This is a genomic window from Sorangium sp. So ce590, from assembly GCF_051521365.1.
Classification (GTDB): domain Bacteria; phylum Myxococcota_A; class Polyangia; order Polyangiales; family Polyangiaceae; genus Sorangium.
Genome location: NZ_CP150346.1, coordinates 4,881,293 through 4,898,729, shown reverse-complemented (window position 1 = coordinate 4,898,729; position 17,437 = coordinate 4,881,293). Strand labels below are relative to the sequence as shown.

The window sequence follows — 17,437 nt, the reverse complement described above, 5'->3', positions numbered from 1 at the left end:
AAAGGTACGGGCCGCGTCTCCGAGATGTCAACGCAAGTGGGAGGTTCCGGCACACAAGTCGGTGCCCCCCGGCCGGCGGGGCCCTCAGGGAACAGCAGGACCGCGACACCGCAAACCGCAGGAGCAGCCGCGATGATGATGGGTAAGGATGCGATGGCACGGAGCGTCAGGGTCCAGCCTGGCGCACTCGGGAACGACGGTGGACTCGACCTGGACTCGCGCAAGCGACGGGTTGTCCGGCGTGGGGCGATCGGCAATGCGGCATCCCCGGCCACGCAGGCGGCGCTGGCCGACGGGGGGACGATTCAACGCGTCGCGAAAGGGCGTCACCTCGTGACGCAGGGCGACGCGGCGACCGCCCTCGCGATGCTCAGCCTCGGCCGGGTCCGGCTGGTACGAGGGATGAGCGACGGGCGCAGCCTGTCCCTCGGTTACAGAGGGGCCGGCGACGTGCTCGGCGAGGCCGCGCTCGGGGGCGTCACCGCCCACCGGGAGAGCGCGATCGCCACCGAGGACGTCGAGGCGCTCATCGTCCCCCTGACGACGGTGCGCAACCTGATGGCGAGCGACGCCAACTTCGCCGCGGCGATCGTGACCACGCTGGTCGAGCGCCACACGGACACCGAGGAGCGCCTGGCCTCGATGCTCTTCCGCAACGTGGAGGCCCGCCTCTGTGAATTCCTGCTCAAGGCCGCGACGCGCTGGGGCATCCCCGATCCGCGCGGGGTGCTCATCTCCGCGCCGTTCACCCATCAGGAGATGGCGAGCATGATCGGCTCCACGCGCGAGACCGTCACGCTCACCCTCGGCGATCTCCGCCGCAAGGGGGTGATCGAGATCGATCGCCGCCGGATCGTCGTCCTCGATCGCGATGCGCTGAAGAGTCGCATCTGAGCTCGCTCGCACGGCGGCGTCGCTGAGGGACCGCGCGTCTCCTCCTCCACGCACGCCCGTCACTGCCCTGGCTGCTCGCTCGGCGGCCCCTGCGTCGATAGCCCGACTGCTCCCGGCCTCGCAGCGGCGTCCGCCTCCCTGCTCCAAGCGTTGCTTCCTCCAGGGACCCCCCATCCAGGGATCCTGCGGGCCTCTCCAGCTGCCCGCTGGGCTCTCGCAGCTCCATCCCGCGCCGCGTGCCGTGACGACGTCGCGGCCACGCCTGCGGGTAGTGCCTCGCGCGATCGGCTCCGCGTATGCTCGCGCCTCGCGCCTCGCGCCTCGCGCCTCGCGCCTCGCGCCTCGCGCCTCGCGCCTCGCGCCTCGCGCCTCGCGCGATCGGCGCGCGGTTGCGCCCCGCGCGCGCCGATGGCCCTGTCGATCGGGAGCGTGCGCCGCGCCCGCGCTGCGGCGCGCCTAGCGGTCGCGCTTGGGTCCGCCGCTCACCGGGTCGCGGGTGGAGCGCACGCCGAGCTTGAGCCTGCGCATGACCGCGTACTTCTGCCGCTCTTTGTACCTGGCGTGGCTCGCCTCGCCGATCTCGTTCGCCGCCTCGGTCTCGCGGTCGATCAGCTGGAACTCGCAGAGGACGAAGATGATCGGGCCGAGCGCCCAGGCCGCGGGCGGCGCCATGTCGAGGATCTCGGCGGGGAGGCGCACCGGCAGATCGACGACGAAGTGGATCACGCGGTAGCTCCGATCGCTGAAGCTGTTGTCGCCCGCCGTCAGCCCGTCGTCGACGTCCGTCTGCAGCGCCTCGAGCATCGGCTCGAGGAACGGCCGCGCCTCGCAGTAGCTCCGGAACCGCAGGATCGTGTTCGTGCTCTCGCCGGGCACGACGTAGTTGAACGGGAACAGGCGCTCGGAGAGATAGAGGAGGACGGGCAGCAGATCGTCCACGGTGCGGCAGACGATGCGGAAGCGGAGCTTGTCGTAGATGGCCGCCGCGGTCGTGTCCGTCTTTGACAGCAGCTTCGTGTAGAGCGAGTCCTTGTTCTTCCGCCCGCCGATGAACTCGGTGATGGGGAAGCCCGCCGCGAGCATGCCGCCGATCACCCGGTACACCTTCTCCTCGACGAGGTGGAAGACGTCCTGGTCCGACATCGGGATCGAGAACAGGAGCTCGCGCCCGGCCAGGTGATGGATGATGTGCATCGCCTTGAGGATCGTGCAGGCGCAGAGCTGGCGGTGGCCCTTGCCCGAGGCGAGCATCAGGATCTCCTCCACCGACGCGCGCGCGACAGGGCTCGGGATCGGGAACTCGAAGTGGCGGCGCAGGTACGCGATCGCCTCGTTCTTGACGCTCTCGAGGTGGGCGCGATCCCCCGGCTCGTCGGGGCGGAACTCCTGCGCGAGCAGGAGCTCGCGCGCGTCCTGCTCGCTCTGAAGGTTGAGCCTCCGCCAGTCGATGACCGATTCGCCGCGCAGGATGAGGTGCACGGACTCCAGGTCCATGAGCGTGAACTCTTCAAGCCGCTTGAGCCGGCCGACGGAGGCGTCGTGCGTCATGACCTCACGCCCCCCGAGCGTAAGCGCCGGCGCGGTCGAGCGCTCGGGAAAGCGTCGCGTCGACGTGCGGCAGGTGGCAGTTGGGCGAGAAAATCAGGAGACAGGGGCGTTCGGCGGGGCAGGGCGAGAGCTCGGAGCACGGCCGAGCGAAAGGGTCCCGAGGAAGATGCCGATCGTCAATGCCACGACGGCCGCGTGGCCGAGGTACGCGCCACTGCAACCAATGGCAGCGAACGGGGCGAGCGCAGCCAGATACCACGGGGTGATCCTCATCGGTTCTCCTTCTCCGCCTCCAGCGGCACTGTAAAGGCCGCATGGTCGCTCCCTCCGGGGGGGCACCACGATGCTTCACGGTTGTCCCGGTCAGAGCGTGTAAGTTGTTGTAGGATAAGGTGCCACGCCCTGCTGCTGCGGGCCAAGAAGTAGCGGTTCCGGGGTGAACGCATCAAGGGAATTCGTTCTCATATTCCATTCCCATCCGAACCGCCGCCACGGCTTGCGCTAAAAACAGAACAAAAACAAATGCTTGTCGCAGAAGTTGAAGCTTTTGCATCAAGGCTGCGCGCGGTCCGCTGGACGCGAAGTGATGCCTCAGGGACACGCTTCCAACTCACGGCAGTGCCTTGCTTGTCAGTTTCCGGGAGTCAACGGTCTCGTGCCCCCGTCGACAGCGGCCGGCGAGGGGGTGGATCGCCGGTCCTCCGGAGGCTGTCGCGCGCTTCAGGAGGGCGCTGTTCAGTGCACGAAGAGCGTGATCCGGGAGGTGTCCGCCAACGTGACGGTCCGGCTCACGACGTCGTACCCGCGCTTCCGGCCGACGGCGATCTCGACATGGTAGAGGCCGTCCGGAAGCGACACCTTGGTGAGGACCGTCCTCGGCGCCGTCCCCTCGGTGAACTGCCACGAGCTGTCGATGACCGGCGCGGCGTCGGTCGCAGGCTGACCCGAAGATGGATCCGTCCAGGTCACGTCGAGCCGCACGACCGTCGCCGCGTCGTCCAGCCGCAGCTCGACCTCGCGTTCCTCGGGTAGGTTCTTGAAAAGGACGCTCCCCGCGAACAGCGCGCCCAGGACAAGGATCGCCGGAGCGAGCCGCCGGACCCAGCGCGGGCGCCCCACCGGCGCGGCCGGCCGTTCTTCGGGTGCGGCCGGCCGTTCTTCCGGCGCCTGATCGAGATCCTCCTGCGAGGTCGAGCTCATCGGGGTTCAGCGCGCTTTGCCGGTGCGGATCCGCTTCACCAGGCCGTCGATCACCTGCTGCGGCAGGTCGAAGGCGGGCATCTTGTTCTTGCCCTTCCGGATCGCCTCGGCCACCTGGGCGTCGGTCACCCGCTCCTGCCACGCCGGGTCGGTGAGGTCCGGGGCGCGGACCATCGGACCTTGCGGGCCATCGCCGCGGCCGGCCCTGCCGTGACAGCTGGAGCAGTTCCGCTGCCAGGCGAGCTCGATCAGCCCCGGGTCGGTCTCGTTCGAGGCGATCGGCCGCGCGGCCACCTTGCCGCCCTGCCCCGCGTTGGGGCTCGGCGGATCGTGATCGGCCGGCGTCCACTCGCGGACGTCGCCCGTCCCGGGGTCGCAGCCGAAGAGGCCGAGCGAAAGGACGGCCGTGAAGAGGAGGCGGCCCAGGGGCTTGTCGTGGCGTCTCCGCATGTCGTGGAGGAGTACGGATAGTGAAGATGGTGGGGGAGGCAAGCAAAGAAGGACAACAAGACGACGTCCGCCGCCGGCGCGCCCGGAGGGACGCGGCGCGGCGGCGAGCGGGGCTCCGCCGTCAGCTGTCAGCCCGCCGAGCGCGCCTCGGACGCGCGCCGCGACGAGCGCGGCGCGCCATCCGGAGCGCGCCCGGGCGGAGCGCCGTCACTTGCAGGCGTCGCCGGCGACCTTGCCGCCGCCGTCCACGGGCTGCTTGTCGACCGCCTTGCCCTCGATGGCCGCGATGAAGAACCCGGTGCGGCGGTTCTGGGCCTTGCCGTCGGGCGTGCTGTTGTCGGCGACCGGCTTGCTCTCGCCGAAGCCGACGGCGATGAAGCGCTTGCAGTCGTGGCCCTTCGCGACGAGCCAGCGGGCGACCGACATCGAGCGCTTCTCGGACAGCGTCTGGTTCGCGGCGTCCTCGCCGTCGGAGTCGGTGTGGCCCTCGACGCGGAGCAGGGTGACGTCCTTCCGCTGCTTCAGGAAGTCGTCGACGATGTTGAGGACCTCGTCGCTCTCGGGCAGGAGCTTGTCGCTGTTCGTCTCGAAGACCACCGGGCCGGGCAGCTCGACCTGGTTGCCCTTGAGCTTGAAGGTCATCTTGAAGCGCGGGCGGGGCTTCTTCTCCTCCTTCGGCTCGGGCGCCGGCTCCGGCGGGGGCGGGGGCGGGGGCTCGGCCACCGGCTCCTTGCCGGTGTTGAACGAGGCGCTGGCCGTGCAACCCGCCGTCGCGGCGGCAGTGCCAACCATCATCACGGCGCACAGAACGGAAGCGACGTATCTACGCATGGGACGTTGTTCTCCTCTGAGGGGCACGAGCCAGAGCTCGCGTCGGCAACCCGCCGGGCTGACGCCCTGGGACGGCAGCTCGCCATGAATCTTCACTGCCATCGGGTATTTGCGTGGTGGACGCTCGAAACGATGCCGACTTCTAGCGAAAAGTCGGGACAAACGAAACCAGGAAGAGGGCGCCTCTCGGACCCCCACAAGCGGGCGGACCGAGAGAGCACGCCGCCGAGGTCTCCCTCGCCTGAGCGCGTACCCTGGACGGGCGGGGTCGCTTCTAGAGACGCTCGCGGGGCGCGCGACGGCTCAACGGCGCGCACGATCTTCGCGCAGGGCGCGGTCAGGCTGAGCTGGCTGCACGTCGCAGGCTGTGTGGTGCTCTGGCCAGAGGGCACCCGGGAGGCGCCCGCGGAGCCCTGAACGAGGGCTCGCCGCGATGGCCGCAGACGGACGGGAGTCGCGCGGCGCTCAGCCTTCGTCCGGGGGAGCGGTCCCGCACGGCACGCCGGTCGTCTCGGCCGGGGGGGCGATCTCGCCCAGCTGGACCTCCTTCGCCGTGAACCCGATGCCGATGGAGATGGCATCGCAGTCCTGGCTCGGGTCCTGGCTACCATCCTTCATGATGTCCGAGGCGCGACGGACCGAGTCGAGGATCGACTCCAGCGCGGTGCCCTCGCAGACGCCCGGCTGGACAGCGCCGATGACGCTGCGCAGCTCCTCGACGAGGACAGCCGTCTCGAGCACGCCCGCGAGGGTGCCTTTGAGCACCGAATTGTGATCTGGCGCGAGGTCCATCGCGATCCTCAGGTTGCGGATCGTGAGGCCGATGGTGGTCCCCGAGATCGTCAGGTTGAGCTTGAAGGCGACCTGCGACTCCGGGCCCGAAACCCACGTGTCGTCGACGACGTAGCTCTTCGGGAACGCGATCTTGGCGCTCTCGACGTCCTGAGCGTCATCGAGCAGCTCCGGAACGATGGGCCACGCATCGCTGCCATCCCAGGCGGGCGCCGCGCCCAGCGTGGCGCCGCCGTAGAGCTTCGCGGTGAGCGGGTTGTAGGACGACTGCGCGCCGAGCCCGTCGACCTTCAGGATCACCGTGAAATCGCCGTTGGCGATCGCGTCGGTGACCCTCGTCGAGGGGTCGCTCAGGAGAGTCCCAATGAGGCCGACGAGCTTGCTTCCGAAGGCGTTGTCGATCCCGTCGAGCCCGTCCGGATAGACATCGGAGGGGGGGGCGTCGTCGACCGGCCTGCACAGGTCCTCCGAGATGGTGTTGGACACCTTGCCGTCGATGTTGAAGCCGTACTGCTTCCAGCTGCCAGCCGTCTTCTTCCCGTCGCGATCGGTGTCGCCGAGGAAGAGGCGGTCGATCGCGTACGCGACCCCCGCGCCGTCGCCGGCCTGCGCCGGGCCCGGCGCCGGGGGCTGGCCGCGGTCGACGTCCTGGTCTTGTTCGGCAGGCGGCGCCGCAGGATCGGAGCCACAACCGGCCACGGACAGGAGCGCCGTCGTCAAATAGACCGCGACGGCGATACGGGAATGACGCATCATCGACCTCACTTTCTGGAAACCCCACCCCAAATCAGGCAAGTGCTCTCAAACGGGCGCATATGCTAGCGCCGGCTCGCGCGCCTCATCAAGGACGATCCCCGCTGCGCAATGCGCTATATGTGAGCTCGCCGGCAAGCGACGGTCGGTCGTCCAATTGCCTACGGATTCCGTTCTCCCTGATTCCTTGTCTTTCCCGATTCACACGACGATGAGAAGCCACCTGGAAGCCCGCTGTGACCGCTGAGTTCATCCACCTCCACGTGCATTCGCAGTATTCGCTCCTCGACGGCGCGCTGCGCGTCAAGGACCTGGCCACGCGCGCCAAGTCGCTGGGAATGCGCGCCGTCGCCCTGACGGACCACGGGAACATGTTCGGGGCGATTCAGCACTACAAGGCCTGCAAGGAGCAGGGCATCGGCGCGATCATCGGCTGCGAGGTGAACGTGGCGCGCAGCTGGGGCGCGGCCGCAGGGCAGGTGTCGCGCTCGGGCGTGGACGAGACGCCCGTCGATCACCTCGTGCTGCTCGCGGCGTCCGAGGAGGGCTACAAGAACCTCGTCCGCATCGTGTCCAAGGGGCACGTCGATCCCGCGAGCGGGCTCGCGCCGAGCGTGCGGCTCGACATGGTGGCGCAGCACAGCGCGGGGCTCATCGGCCTGACCGGCTGCATGGGCGGCGTGGTCGCCCAGCGGATCCTGGAGCAGGGCGAGGAGGAGGGGCGCGAGGCGCTCAGCCGGCTCCGGGACTGCTTCGAGCCGGGGAGCCTGTACGTCGAGCTGCAGGACCACGGGCTCGTCGAGCAGTCGGTGCTCAACGGCATCCTGGCGCGCGCGGCGGGCAACCTGGGACTGCCGATCGTCGCGACGAACGACGCCCACTTCGGCGCGCGCGAGGACGGCGAGGGGCAGCTCTACCTGTCGTGCATCGCGGCGAACCGCACGTTCGCCGAGGCGAGCGACGCGCACCACGGCAGCTTCGAGATGTTCCTGAAGCCCGCCGGCGAGATGTCGCACCTCTTCCGCGACTACCCGGAGGCGATCCGCTCGACGCTCGAGATCGCCGAGCGGTGCTCGGCGCTCAAGCTCAAGCTCGGCAAGCCGATGCTGCCGACGTTCCCGCTGCCGAGCGGGTTCGCCGACACGGGATCGTACTTCCGGCACGTGGCGCACGAGGGGCTCACGAAGCGGCTCGCCCAGATCGCGCGCTCGGGCCGGAAGGTGGACGAGGCCGTCTACCGGACGCGGCTCGACATCGAGCTCGGCGTCATCGTGCAGATGGATTTCCCGGGCTACTTCCTCATCGTCTGGGACTTCATCAAGTACGCCAAGGACCACGGCATCCCGGTCGGGCCGGGCCGCGGGTCGGGCGCGGGCTCGCTCGTGGCCTATGCCATGGAGATCACCGATCTCGATCCGCTCCCGTACAACCTGCTGTTCGAGCGCTTCCTGAACCCGGAGCGCGTCAGCATGCCCGACTTCGACGTCGACTTCTGCATGGACCGGCGCGACGAGGTCATCTCGTACGTCACGAAGAAGTACAGCAAGGAGGCCGACAAGCCGTCCGTCGGGCAGATCGCGACGTTCCACGAGCTCAAGGCGCGGAGCGTGATCAAGGACGTCGCCCGGGCGATGGCGTTCCCGGCGATCGAGGCGCAGAAGATCGCGAGCCTCATCCCGCAGAAGTCGCCGGGGATCATGTACACGATCCCCGAGGCGCTCGAGATCGAGCCGAAGCTCAAGGCGCTCAGGGAGAGCGACCCCACGGTCGCGGAGCTCCTGAAGCAGGCGCAGAAGCTCGAGGGCCTGACGCGGCACGCGGGCATGCACGCCGCCGGCGTCGTGATCAGCGAGGGGCCGCTCTGGGACCACGTCCCGTGCTTCAAGAACGGCGAGCAGCTCGTCACCCAGTACTACAAGGACGACGCCGAGCTGGCCGGGCTCGTCAAGTTCGACTTCCTCGGGCTGAAGACGCTCACCGTCATCGACATCGCCGTGCGGCTCGTGAACGCGCGGCCGGACGTCGCCGCGAGGGAGGGCGCGCGGTTCGACGTGAGCGCGGTGCCGCTCGACGACACCGCCACCTACGCGCTCCTCCAGTCGGGCGAGACCACCGGGGTGTTCCAGCTCGAGTCGAGCGGCATGCAGCAGCTCTTCAAGGACCTGAAGCCGGACGCCTTCGAGGACATCGTCGCCGCCGTGGCGCTCTACCGGCCCGGGCCGCTCGGCACCGGCATGGTGAAGGACTTCGTCGACTGCAAGCACGGCCGCAAGCCGATCGAGAAGATGCACGCGCTCGTCGACGAGCTCCTCAAGCCGACGTACGGCGTCATCGTCTATCAGGAGCAGGTCATGCAGATCGCGCAGCAGCTCGCGGGCTACACGCTCGGCGGCGCCGATCTGCTCCGGCGCGCCATGGGCAAGAAGAAGCCCGAGGAGATGGCGAAGCAGAAGGCGACGTTCGTCGACGGCGCGCTCAACAACGGGGTGAAGGCGGAGGACGCCGAGCGCATCTTCGGGCTCCTCGAGTACTTCGCGGGCTACGGCTTCAACAAGAGCCACTCGGCCGCGTACGCGCTGCTCACCTACCAGACGGCCTACCTGAAGGCGCACTACCCGGTCGAGTTCCTCTGCGCGCTGATGACCGCCGACCGCGACAAGATCGAGAAGGTCGTGCGGATCATCGCGGAGGGGCGCGCGTGGGGGGTCGATATCCTGCCGCCCGAGATCAACGAGTCGAAGATGGACTTCACCGTCGTCTACAGCGCAACGCCGGGGACGAACGGCAAGCGCGTGACCGGCACCCGGCGCGGAGGCTCGCGGGTGAAGGATCCGTACGACCCGAAGATCCGCTTCGGAATGGGGGCGATCCGCGGCGTCGGCGAGTCGGCGCTCGAGGCGATCCTCGAGGCGCGAGAGGCGGGCGGCGCGTTCTCGGATCTGTTCGACTTTGCCGAGCGCGTCGATCCGCGGCGGGTCAACAAGGGGGTGTTCGAGGCGCTCGTGCAGTGCGGCGCGTTCGACGCGAGCCTCCAGGCGCGGGGCATCTCACGGGCGCGGGCGTTCGCCGGCATCGACAGGGCGCTGGAGCGCTCGCGCTCCGCGAGCAAGGAGCGGAACAGCGCGCAGATCGGCCTGTTCGCGGCGGTCGCGTCCAAGAACGACGTGAGGCTGGACGACTACCCGATGGCCGAGGACTGGGATCTGCGCGAGACGCTCTCGCGCGAGAAGCAGTCGCTCGGCTTCTACGTCTCGGGGCACCCGCTCGATCGATACGGCGTGGATCTGAACCGCTTCGACGTGACCGCGGTGAGCGCGCTGGCCGGCATGGATCCCTGGTCCAGGGTGCGCGTCGGCGGGATGGTCGAGGGCTACCGCGAGCGCATCTTCAAGGGGGGCGGCGGCAAGATCGCGTTCTTCGTGCTCGAGGACACGGCGGGCCGGGTCGAGGTCAAGGTGCGCGAGAAGCAGATCGAGGCCTTCGGCGAGCTCCTGAACCGGGGAGAGCCGGTCTTGATCTCGGGGAAGGTCAGCTTCCCCATGGTGGAGGAGGGCGCCGAGGAGACCGAGTCCGCGCCGCGCGAGCCGACCCTCCTGCTCGACGAGGTGCAGCCGCTCTCCGACGCGATCCTCGCGCAGACGCGGAGCGTGGCGATCACGCTGAAGTCGCGCAGCGCGAGGCGCGAGCACATCGATCGGCTCGGCGCGCTCCTGCGGGCGAGCCCGGGCGTGTGCCCGGTGCAGCTCGTGATCCAGCTCGACGACGGGGCGGAGGCGGTGCTGTCGCTGGGGCGCGATCTCCGCGTCGAGCCGAACGACGCCATGCTCGGGCGGCTCGAGAAGCTGTTCGGCGAGAAGGTGGCCGAGCTCAGGTAGGCGGCTCGCCCGCGCCCGCGTGCTCGGCCGCCCTCACGAGGGCGCCGAGCTTCGCCTCGGCGTCGCCGCGGTCGCCCTGGTGCTTGAGCAGGACGCCGAGCGTGTCGCGGGCGACCTCCTGGGTGATCGCGCGCTTGCCGAGCAGGAGCAGCGCGCGGGTCCAGTCGATCGTCTCGCTGATGGCGGGGGACTTCCGCAGATCCATGGCCCGCAAGGCGCCGACGAACGCGACGATCTGCGCGGCGAGGCGGGATTCGATCCCCGGGATGGCGACCTTCAGGATGGCGACCTCGCGCGACGGCGGCGGGTAGTCCAGGAACGCGTGCAGGCAGCGGCGGCGCAGGGCCTCGGTCATCTCGCGCGTCGCGTTCGTCGTGAGCAGGACGAGCGGCGGGCGCGCGGCGCGGATCGTGCCGAGCTCGGGGATCGTGATCTGCATGTCGGAGAGCACCTCCAGCATGAACGCCTCGAACTCCGGGTCCGCGCGGTCGACCTCGTCGATGAGGAGGACGACGGGGGCGGCGCTCCGCAGCGCCGCGAGGAGCGGGCGCGCGATCAGGAAGTGCTCGCTGAAGAACGACGCCTCGCTCCCCGCGATCGCGCGCGCGGCGGCGGCGAGGCTCGTCGCGCCGGCGATCTCCTTCGCGACCGCGTCGCGCAGGAGCTGCGTGTAGAGCATCTGCTTCGCGTAGTCCCACTCGTACAGCGCCTTCGCCTCGTCGAGGCCCTCGTAGCACTGGAGCCGGATGAGCCCGCGGCCGAGCGCCTCGGCCGCGGCGCGGGCGAGATCGGTCTTGCCGACGCCCGCCGGTCCTTCGAGCAGCAGCGGCCGCTCCATCCGGAGGGCGAGCCAGAGCGCGAGCGAGGTCGCCGGATCGGAGATGTAGCGGGCCGCCGAGAGGCGCGCGTCGAGCTCGTCCGCGGTGGCCGTGGTGTCGTCGCGAGCGCTCCGATCGCCGGGCGCGCCGCCGTCGTGATCCGGGGGGGGCGTCACGGCGGGACGGTAGCACGCCGTCGTGATGCGCCACGTGGGGGAGGACGCGCCGCGCGTCGCCGCGCTCGTGGGCCCGCTCGCGCCCAGGTAGCCGCCGACGGCCGCACCGAGCTAGCCGCGCGGCTCGGCGAGGATCTCCGCGGCCAGGAGATCGAGCCGCGGCGCCGCGTGATCGGGGCAGGGGAGGTCGGCCTCGCCCCGGAGCGGGCACAGCTCGCAGCGGCGTCGATCCAGGATCAGGCCCGCCCGCATGCCCGCGGCGCGCGCGGCCGCCACGTCGCTCGGCGCGTCGCCGACCATCCAGCTCGCGGCGACGTCGAGATCGAGATCGCGCGCGAGCCCCGTGAGCATGCCCGGCTTCGGCTTCCTGCAGTCGCAGGGGCCGATCAGCGCCGGATCGCCGCCCGGCCCGCCCTCGGGGTGGTGCGGGCACACCGCGAGCGCCGCGATCGCGACGCCCGCCGCGCGCAGGCCGTCGACGAGCGCGCGGTTCGTGCGCTCGATCGCCCCCCACGGGACCTGGCCCTTCGCCGCCCCCGGCTGGTTGGTCGCGATCGCCAGCAAGAACCCCGCGTCCGCGAGGCGCCGCAGGCCCTCGAGCGCGCCGGGGAGGAGGCGGATCTGGTCCGGGTGGAACGCCGTCACGACGACCCCGAGCTCGGGATCGCGCACCACGTCGATGAGGGTGCCGTCGCGGTCGAGCACGACCCCGCGCCTCGCCACGCGGCGCTCAGCTCTCGGCCACGAGCTGCAGGAGCCGCTCGCAGATCAGGTGGTGGTAGACCTCGTGGAAGCCCTCGACGTGCGGCGTCGACGTGTAGCCGGCCCGCGTCCTCGGCACGATCACGCTGGCGTCGGCCATCTGGCGCAGGGCGCCGCCGTCGTAGCCGACGAGCGCGACCACCTTGGCCCCCGACTTCTTCGCGAAATCTGCGGCGGCCACCAGGTTCTGCGACCACGGGCCGGCCCGATCGGCGCCCGATCCGCCGTGCACGCTGAGGCACACGAGCACGTCGCCCGCGACGACGCGGCCGTCGAGCTGCTCGAGGAAGATCCGGTTGAAGCCGACGTCGTTGGTCAGGGCGCTGAGGAGGGCCGCGTTGTCGCAGAGCGATGTGCACTTGAAGCGCGGCTTGCCTTCGACCCACGTGAACTTGGCGATGTCGCACGCGAGGTGGCTCGCGTTGGCCGCCGAGCCGCCGTTGCCGCACGTGTAGATGGTGCGGTCGTTCCGGTACGCCTCGAAGAGGAGCTCGATGACCCGCGTCATGTCGTCCGGGCTCGTCGCGAGGGCGATCTCGGACGTCTCGCGAAGGTATTTTTCAACGAAGTCGTGCGTGCGCTGAGGCATGAGCGATTTATAGCCAGAGTCCCGCGGAAATGCCCAGCGGGAGGCGCGCCGATGCGCCGGCGCGCCCGCTCACGATCGGTGCAGGTTCGCGACGATGCGGGCGCCGTCGAGATCGAAGCGGAAGCGCAGCACGCGCAGGCCCTTCGCGGCGAGCGCCTCCAGCACCCGGCGCTTCTCCGCCGGGCGGACGTAGAACATGAAGAACCCGCCCCCGCCGGCCCCCATCAGCTTGCCGCCGAGCGCCCCGGCGCCCCGGGCCACCTCGTAGATCTCGTCGAGGACCTCGTCGGTCATCTTGGAGGCGAGCTTACGCTTCTGGGTCCAGTGGGCGTGCAGGAGCTCGCCGTAGTCGTCGAGCCTGCCCGAGACGAGGATGCGGTGCACGTCGCGGCCGATCTCCTTGATGCGATGCATCCGCTCGACCACCGCGGGCTCGAGGTCGTGCAGCCGTCGCCCCTGCTCCGAGAGCACGATCCTGGCCGGTCGCTCGATGCCGCTCCACACGATGAGCAGGTTGCTCTCGAGCTCGTCCAGCACCTCGTCGCGGACCGGCACGGGCTCGACGTGCACCGAGCCGTCCGGCGAGAACGTGAACGCGGTGACGTTGCCGTAAGCGGCGATGTACTGATCCTGCTTGCCGATCGGCTCCCCGAGGCGATCGATCTCGATGGCGCACGCCTCGCGCGCGAGCTGCTCGGACGACACGAAGTCGCGCTTGTACGCGTGCAGCGCGTTGAGGAGCGCGACCGTGAACGAGCTCGACGAGCCGAGGCCCGAGTTCGCGGGGAGATCCGCGACGCTCGTGAGCTCGATCGAGTGCTCGATTCCCATCATCCGGAGCGCCTCCCGGAAGATCGGGTGCTCGATCCTGTCGACCGAGGGCACGATCTCGGTCTTGGAGTAGGCGAGGCGGATGTCGCGGTGGAAGCGCTTGTTGGCCGTGACGTAGATGTACTTGTCGATGGAGGCCGAAACGAGGTAGCCGCCGAAGCGATCGGAGTAGGCGGGCAGATCGGTCCCGCCGCCGCCGAGGGAGAAGCGGACCGGGGCGCGGGAGACGATCATCCCCGCTCCTCCGCCGTTGTCGATGCCGCCAGCGCGGCCTCGAGATCGCGGAGGCCCCGCTCGGAGCCGATCTCGTGGAAGCGCGCCGCGACCGCGAGGGCCCGCAGGCGGCCTCGCGACGCGAGATCGCGCTGCACCGCATCGAAGCCGAGCGGCGTGTCCGCCGGCAGCGCCTCGACGACCCCGCGGCGGAGCGCGGTCGCGCCGTAGTCGATATGATCGAGGGCAGGGTCGGGTGGGGTGCCGGCGCGGAGCTTCTCGTAGCGCACCACGAGGTCGCCCGAGAGCGCCGCGTTCGACGCGTCGAACCGACCCTCGTTCCGGAACACGGCCATCGTACCGAGGGCGCCCGGGTGCGCGGAGAGGTCCCGGAGCGGCGCGAGGTAGTCGAAGGGGAGATAGGAGTCGCCGTAGGTCATGAGGAAGACAGGGGCCAGGTGGGGCAGCGCGCGACGCAGCGCGCCGGCCGTTCCCAGGAGCTCGGGGCCGTCGTCGGCATAACGGAGCGGCAGCCCCGCGAACCGGTCGCCCATCGCCGCTCGGATGGCGTCGCCGAGGTGACCCACGCAGAGGACCACCTCGCCGAAGCCCGCGGCGGCGAGCCGATCGAGGAGCCACGCCCCGAACGGTCTGCCGAGCACCGGCAGAAGGAATTTCGGCGTGCGCTCCGTCCACGGGCGCATCCGGGTACCGAGCCCGCCGGCGAGGATCACGGCTTGAGGGGAGGAGGCGTCGGGGCGCACCAGCGGGACGTACCATAGACGACGGCCGCCTCCGGCGCGCCTCGGGCGCTCGAGCCGGCGGCACGAAGAAATCGTCGTCACAAACTGTACGACCGTTCAGCTACTGAACTAGCTTCGGCGCCATGACGGACAACGACCTCGTTCCTCATCTTCTCCGGACGCTGGTTGCCCTCCAGAGCGAGGGCAAGACGGTGACCCTCGAAACATTGACCACGGCCCTCGCGGTGCGCCGGACCGACGTCCGCCGGGTGATCAACGCCCTGCACCGCGAGGGGTACCTCGATGCCCTCCGGATGCGGTTGACGTTCCGCGGGCTCGCGCTCGGCGCGGCGTTCGCGGCGGCGCCGCTCCGCCCGCTGCGCCGCCCGTCGCTCCACGCCGTCAAGGCGGCTTGATCACCCGCCCCCTCGCAGCCGCTCCCGAAGGACCGCCCCCGCCGGCGCGGCCGCGAGCGGCGAGCGGCGAGCGACGAGCGGCGAGTCGACCTCTGCTCATCGACGTGGCCCGCCCCGCGACCCACGCCGCGGACGGAGGGGCCCGACATGGATTGTCGATGGGTTTCAGATCTTGCCCGCATTTCATTTGATAGAGCGGCAAATTCACACCGGACACGCGCCGCGGCCAGCGATCGGGCGCCGGGTCGCGGGCGCCGGCCGGCGCGTGATCGTCCGGGTTTCTCCGGTCTCTGCGGGCCACTCCGCGCGGAAGACGTTGACATTCCGGGGGATTCGTGAGACGGCGGCTGCGTGATATCCGATGTCGAGATCGAGAATGAGATTCGTTCTTTGGTGGCCAAGTTCCTGGAGGGCATGAGAGCGCTGGCCCGTAAGGACGTTGTCCAGAACGCGGCGCGGTACCTGGAAGTCGACATCAAGGCCGCAGGGATATCGACCGGGCCCGCCGCGACTCCCATGACGCCGGCCCGCAAGGCCGAGCGCGCTCCGGCGCCGAGCCGCCCGGCGCCGAGCCGCCCGGTGCCGAGCCGCCCGGCCGCGCCGGCCCGCAGCGCGCCGTCGCGCAAGGCCCCCACCCCCAAGCGCGCTGCGCCGCACAAGAAAGCGGCGGCGCCGCGGACCACCGGGGGCGCCGCGCGTCCGGCCGCCGCACTGCGGACCACCGGGGGCGCCGCGCGTCCGGCCGCCGCACCGCGGACCACCGGGGGCGCCGCGCGTCCGGCCGCCGCACCGGCCAGGGCGCGCGCCGCGAGCGCCGGCGCCCTGGCGGCGGCCGCCGGGAGAGGGGCCGAGCAAGCCCGTCCGGTGAGCCCGGAGAACCCGCCGTCCGGGATCCCCGGGGACGAGATCGCCGAGGCGCTGCTCGCCCATGTGGAAATTGAGCCGGGCCAGGGCATCGACGACCTTGCGCTGGCGATGGGCACCCCCGCAGCCGAGCTCCAGGAGCCGATCAAGAGGCTTCTCGAGGAAAACAAGATCACCGAGGAGCTGAGCCAGGGGCAGACGTCGTACTACCCGACCTGAGCGACGTCGATGCGCCTGCCATCCGGGCATGAGCGTTGCCGGGAGCCGGACAGATTGACGAGCGGCCGACACGGGCCGGCGCCGGTGCGGCGTTACCGGACAAGCCACCGGGCCGCGGGCCGCAGGCGACTCGCCGAGCGAGCCCTGCGGACTCGTTCGGCCACACATGTGTGTGCGTTGGCTGACGTACACTGCGAGGCCGTCGCCGCGCACTCGACGCGGACACGGGGCCCCGGTAACCTGCCCTTCCAGGCTCTTCCCGGATGACTCCCGCGCACGAACAGATTCTCAACGTCCTGCTCGGCTATCTCTCGGCGATGAATGCAGAGGGAGTCCTGCTCCGGGCCATGCGGGAGGCGGAGATCCAGCCGGAGAGGTTCTCGCTCGACGACCTCCCGGACATCATTCCCAGCATCGAGCGCCGGGCTCGCCTTTATGTCGATCCGGCGCGGCTCGGGCGGCTCAAGTCGGAAATTTCTGCAATCGGCGGCGATCGACCTTCGCGGCGCTCCAGGGTCATGCCCATCAACGTGGAGGCCGACATCAGCGAGGCGCGCCTGAGCGCGAAGGCCATTTGCGACGCGGCCGGCGCAAAGAGCTTCACCTCGCACAAGGTCGCGACCATCGTCAGCGAGCTCGCCCGGAACATCGTTCATTATACCCCGGGCGGGACGATCGAGATCGCCGTGCAGCGCGACAGCCCGGTCCGCTTCCTCATCGTCGCGGCGGACGAGGGCAGCGGTATCCAGAACCTGCAGGAGATCCTCGCCGGCCGCTACAGGAGCAAGACCGGCATGGGTCGCGGCCTCATCGGCGTCAAGCGGCTGGCCGATCGCTTTCAGATCGACTCGGGACCGAAAGGCACGCGGGTGGAGATCGAGGTCCACCTGTGAAGCTCGCCGTCGAGCACACCATCCTCCCCAAGGACGGAGAGCGCGTCAGCGGCGACGCTGTCTTCGTGCGGGCCGGCAAGGATGGCGTCGTCTTCGCGGTCATCGACGCGCTGGGCCACGGCGAGCACGCGGCGGCCGCGGCGGACGTCGCGCTCAAGGCGCTCGGCGACGCGCCGAGCGGCGAGGACGTCCGTGCCCTCGTCGACCGCCTCCACGCGCGGCTCCGCGGGACCCGCGGCGCCGCCGGGATGATCTGCCGCTTCCAGGAGGGGCGGCTCCAGGGCTGCAGCGTCGGCAACGTCGAGCTGATGTCTCACGGCACGCGCGTGCAGTGGCTCCAGAGCCCGGGCATCCTCGGCGCGTCGCTCGGAAAGGTCCGGATCTTCGACGCGCAGCTCGCGCCGGGCGACCGACTCGCCGTCTTCTCCGACGGGGTCTCCCCCCGCTTCGACCTCTCGCTGTTGCGTGGGATGAAGGCCGCGGAGGCGTGCCGCGTCCTCATGAGCCGACACCGGCGCTCGCACGACGACTCAACGGTCTTGATCGCCGACATCGAACCTTAGGATGACC

17 protein-coding genes are annotated in these 17,437 nt (G+C 70.2%); 6 read left to right on the top strand and 11 right to left on the bottom strand.

The window, feature by feature from the left end; all coding sequences use genetic code 11:
* Positions 1-24: 24 nt before the first annotated feature.
* Complete coding sequence (locus tag WMF28_RS18425; RefSeq protein WP_437603553.1) at positions 25-894, top strand: Crp/Fnr family transcriptional regulator; 870 nt, start codon at positions 25-27, stop codon at positions 892-894.
* Between the two features lie 456 nt (positions 895-1,350).
* Here WMF28_RS18425 and WMF28_RS18420 read toward each other — a convergent pair whose 3' ends face one another.
* The 6 genes from WMF28_RS18420 to WMF28_RS18395 form a co-directional block, all read right to left on the bottom strand.
* Complete coding sequence (locus tag WMF28_RS18420; protein WP_437603552.1) at positions 1,351-2,442, bottom strand: TIGR04552 family protein; 1,092 nt, start codon at positions 2,440-2,442, stop codon at positions 1,351-1,353.
* Positions 2,443-2,535: 93 nt separating this feature from the next.
* Positions 2,536-2,715, bottom strand: coding sequence for a hypothetical protein (locus WMF28_RS18415; protein WP_437603551.1), 180 nt, complete (start codon positions 2,713-2,715; stop codon positions 2,536-2,538).
* A gap of 462 nt (positions 2,716-3,177) precedes the next feature.
* Entirely contained in the window at positions 3,178-3,642 is a 465-nt protein-coding gene (locus tag WMF28_RS18410) for a hypothetical protein (protein ID WP_437603550.1), read from the bottom strand.
* Positions 3,643-3,648: 6 nt separating this feature from the next.
* On the bottom strand, positions 3,649-4,092 hold the full coding sequence (locus tag WMF28_RS18405) for a c-type cytochrome (RefSeq protein ID WP_437603549.1): 444 nt from the start codon (positions 4,090-4,092) through the stop codon (positions 3,649-3,651).
* A 207-nt stretch (positions 4,093-4,299) separates the two neighbouring features.
* Positions 4,300-4,887, bottom strand: coding sequence for an OmpA family protein (locus tag WMF28_RS18400; protein ID WP_437603548.1), 588 nt, complete (start codon positions 4,885-4,887; stop codon positions 4,300-4,302).
* A 501-nt stretch (positions 4,888-5,388) separates the two neighbouring features.
* Positions 5,389-6,471 (bottom strand): hypothetical protein, encoded by a 1,083-nt coding sequence (locus WMF28_RS18395; protein WP_437603547.1) that lies wholly within the window; start codon positions 6,469-6,471, stop codon positions 5,389-5,391.
* 233 nt (positions 6,472-6,704) lie between these two features.
* Here WMF28_RS18395 and dnaE point away from each other — a divergent pair, with 233 nt between their 5' ends.
* Complete coding sequence (gene dnaE / locus WMF28_RS18390) at positions 6,705-10,343, top strand: DNA polymerase III subunit alpha (protein ID WP_437603546.1); 3,639 nt, start codon at positions 6,705-6,707, stop codon at positions 10,341-10,343.
* On the opposite strand, the gene WMF28_RS18385 is transcribed toward dnaE, so the two are convergent.
* The 5 genes from WMF28_RS18385 to WMF28_RS18365 all read right to left on the bottom strand — a co-directional run bounded on the left by WMF28_RS18385 (position 10,336) and on the right by WMF28_RS18365 (position 14,577).
* Positions 10,336-11,337 carry an AAA family ATPase gene (locus tag WMF28_RS18385; protein ID WP_437603545.1) on the bottom strand — a complete coding sequence of 334 codons (1,002 nt, stop codon included), beginning with the start codon at positions 11,335-11,337 and terminating at the stop codon, positions 10,336-10,338. The genes dnaE and WMF28_RS18385 overlap by 8 nt on opposite strands.
* Positions 11,338-11,448: 111 nt before the next feature.
* Positions 11,449-12,060, bottom strand: coding sequence for an HAD-IIIA family hydrolase (locus WMF28_RS18380; RefSeq protein ID WP_437603544.1), 612 nt, complete (start codon positions 12,058-12,060; stop codon positions 11,449-11,451).
* Positions 12,061-12,067: 7 nt separating this feature from the next.
* A complete protein-coding gene (locus tag WMF28_RS18375; protein WP_437493008.1) occupies positions 12,068-12,688 on the bottom strand; it encodes a D-sedoheptulose-7-phosphate isomerase in 621 nt (206 codons plus the stop codon).
* Between the two features lie 69 nt (positions 12,689-12,757).
* Positions 12,758-13,753, bottom strand: coding sequence for a GHMP family kinase ATP-binding protein (locus WMF28_RS18370; protein ID WP_437603543.1), 996 nt, complete (start codon positions 13,751-13,753; stop codon positions 12,758-12,760).
* A complete protein-coding gene (locus WMF28_RS18365) occupies positions 13,750-14,577 on the bottom strand; it encodes a nucleotidyltransferase family protein (RefSeq protein WP_437603542.1) in 828 nt (275 codons plus the stop codon). The genes WMF28_RS18370 and WMF28_RS18365 overlap by 4 nt, the downstream gene beginning before the upstream one ends.
* Positions 14,578-14,618: 41 nt before the next feature.
* Here WMF28_RS18365 and WMF28_RS18360 point away from each other — a divergent pair, with 41 nt between their 5' ends.
* The 4 genes from WMF28_RS18360 to WMF28_RS18345 all read left to right on the top strand — a co-directional run bounded on the left by WMF28_RS18360 (position 14,619) and on the right by WMF28_RS18345 (position 17,430).
* Positions 14,619-14,891: a hypothetical protein gene (locus WMF28_RS18360; protein ID WP_437603541.1), complete on the top strand. Its 273-nt coding sequence runs from the start codon at positions 14,619-14,621 to the stop codon at positions 14,889-14,891.
* Between the two features lie 393 nt (positions 14,892-15,284).
* On the top strand, positions 15,285-15,974 hold the full coding sequence (locus WMF28_RS18355) for a hypothetical protein (protein WP_437603540.1): 690 nt from the start codon (positions 15,285-15,287) through the stop codon (positions 15,972-15,974).
* Positions 15,975-16,291: 317 nt separating this feature from the next.
* Positions 16,292-16,867, top strand: coding sequence for an ATP-binding protein (locus WMF28_RS18350; protein ID WP_437603539.1), 576 nt, complete (start codon positions 16,292-16,294; stop codon positions 16,865-16,867).
* Positions 16,864-17,430 (top strand): SpoIIE family protein phosphatase, encoded by a 567-nt coding sequence (locus WMF28_RS18345; protein ID WP_437603538.1) that lies wholly within the window; start codon positions 16,864-16,866, stop codon positions 17,428-17,430. Before WMF28_RS18350 ends, WMF28_RS18345 begins: the two co-directional genes overlap by 4 nt.
* Positions 17,431-17,437 lie beyond the last annotated feature (7 nt).

Bases quoted from the DNA above. Each gene is read 5' to 3' on its own strand.
- WMF28_RS18420 (WP_437603552.1), bottom strand. From the start codon at position 2,442: ATGACGCACGACGCCTCCGTCGGCCGGCTCAAGCGGCTTGAAGAGTTC.
- WMF28_RS18375 (WP_437493008.1), bottom strand. From the start codon at position 12,688: ATGCCTCAGCGCACGCACGACTTCGTTGAAAAATACCTTCGCGAGACG.
- WMF28_RS18415 (WP_437603551.1), bottom strand. From the start codon at position 2,715: ATGAGGATCACCCCGTGGTATCTGGCTGCGCTCGCCCCGTTCGCTGCC.
- WMF28_RS18425 (WP_437603553.1), top strand. From the start codon at position 25: ATGTCAACGCAAGTGGGAGGTTCCGGCACACAAGTCGGTGCCCCCCGG.
- WMF28_RS18395 (WP_437603547.1), bottom strand. From the start codon at position 6,471: ATGATGCGTCATTCCCGTATCGCCGTCGCGGTCTATTTGACGACGGCG.
- WMF28_RS18350 (WP_437603539.1), top strand. From the start codon at position 16,292: ATGAATGCAGAGGGAGTCCTGCTCCGGGCCATGCGGGAGGCGGAGATC.
- WMF28_RS18410 (WP_437603550.1), bottom strand. From the start codon at position 3,642: ATGAGCTCGACCTCGCAGGAGGATCTCGATCAGGCGCCGGAAGAACGG.
- WMF28_RS18400 (WP_437603548.1), bottom strand. From the start codon at position 4,887: ATGATGGTTGGCACTGCCGCCGCGACGGCGGGTTGCACGGCCAGCGCC.
- WMF28_RS18360 (WP_437603541.1), top strand. From the start codon at position 14,619: ATGACGGACAACGACCTCGTTCCTCATCTTCTCCGGACGCTGGTTGCC.
- WMF28_RS18370 (WP_437603543.1), bottom strand. From the start codon at position 13,753: ATGATCGTCTCCCGCGCCCCGGTCCGCTTCTCCCTCGGCGGCGGCGGG.
- WMF28_RS18405 (WP_437603549.1), bottom strand. From the start codon at position 4,092: ATGCGGAGACGCCACGACAAGCCCCTGGGCCGCCTCCTCTTCACGGCC.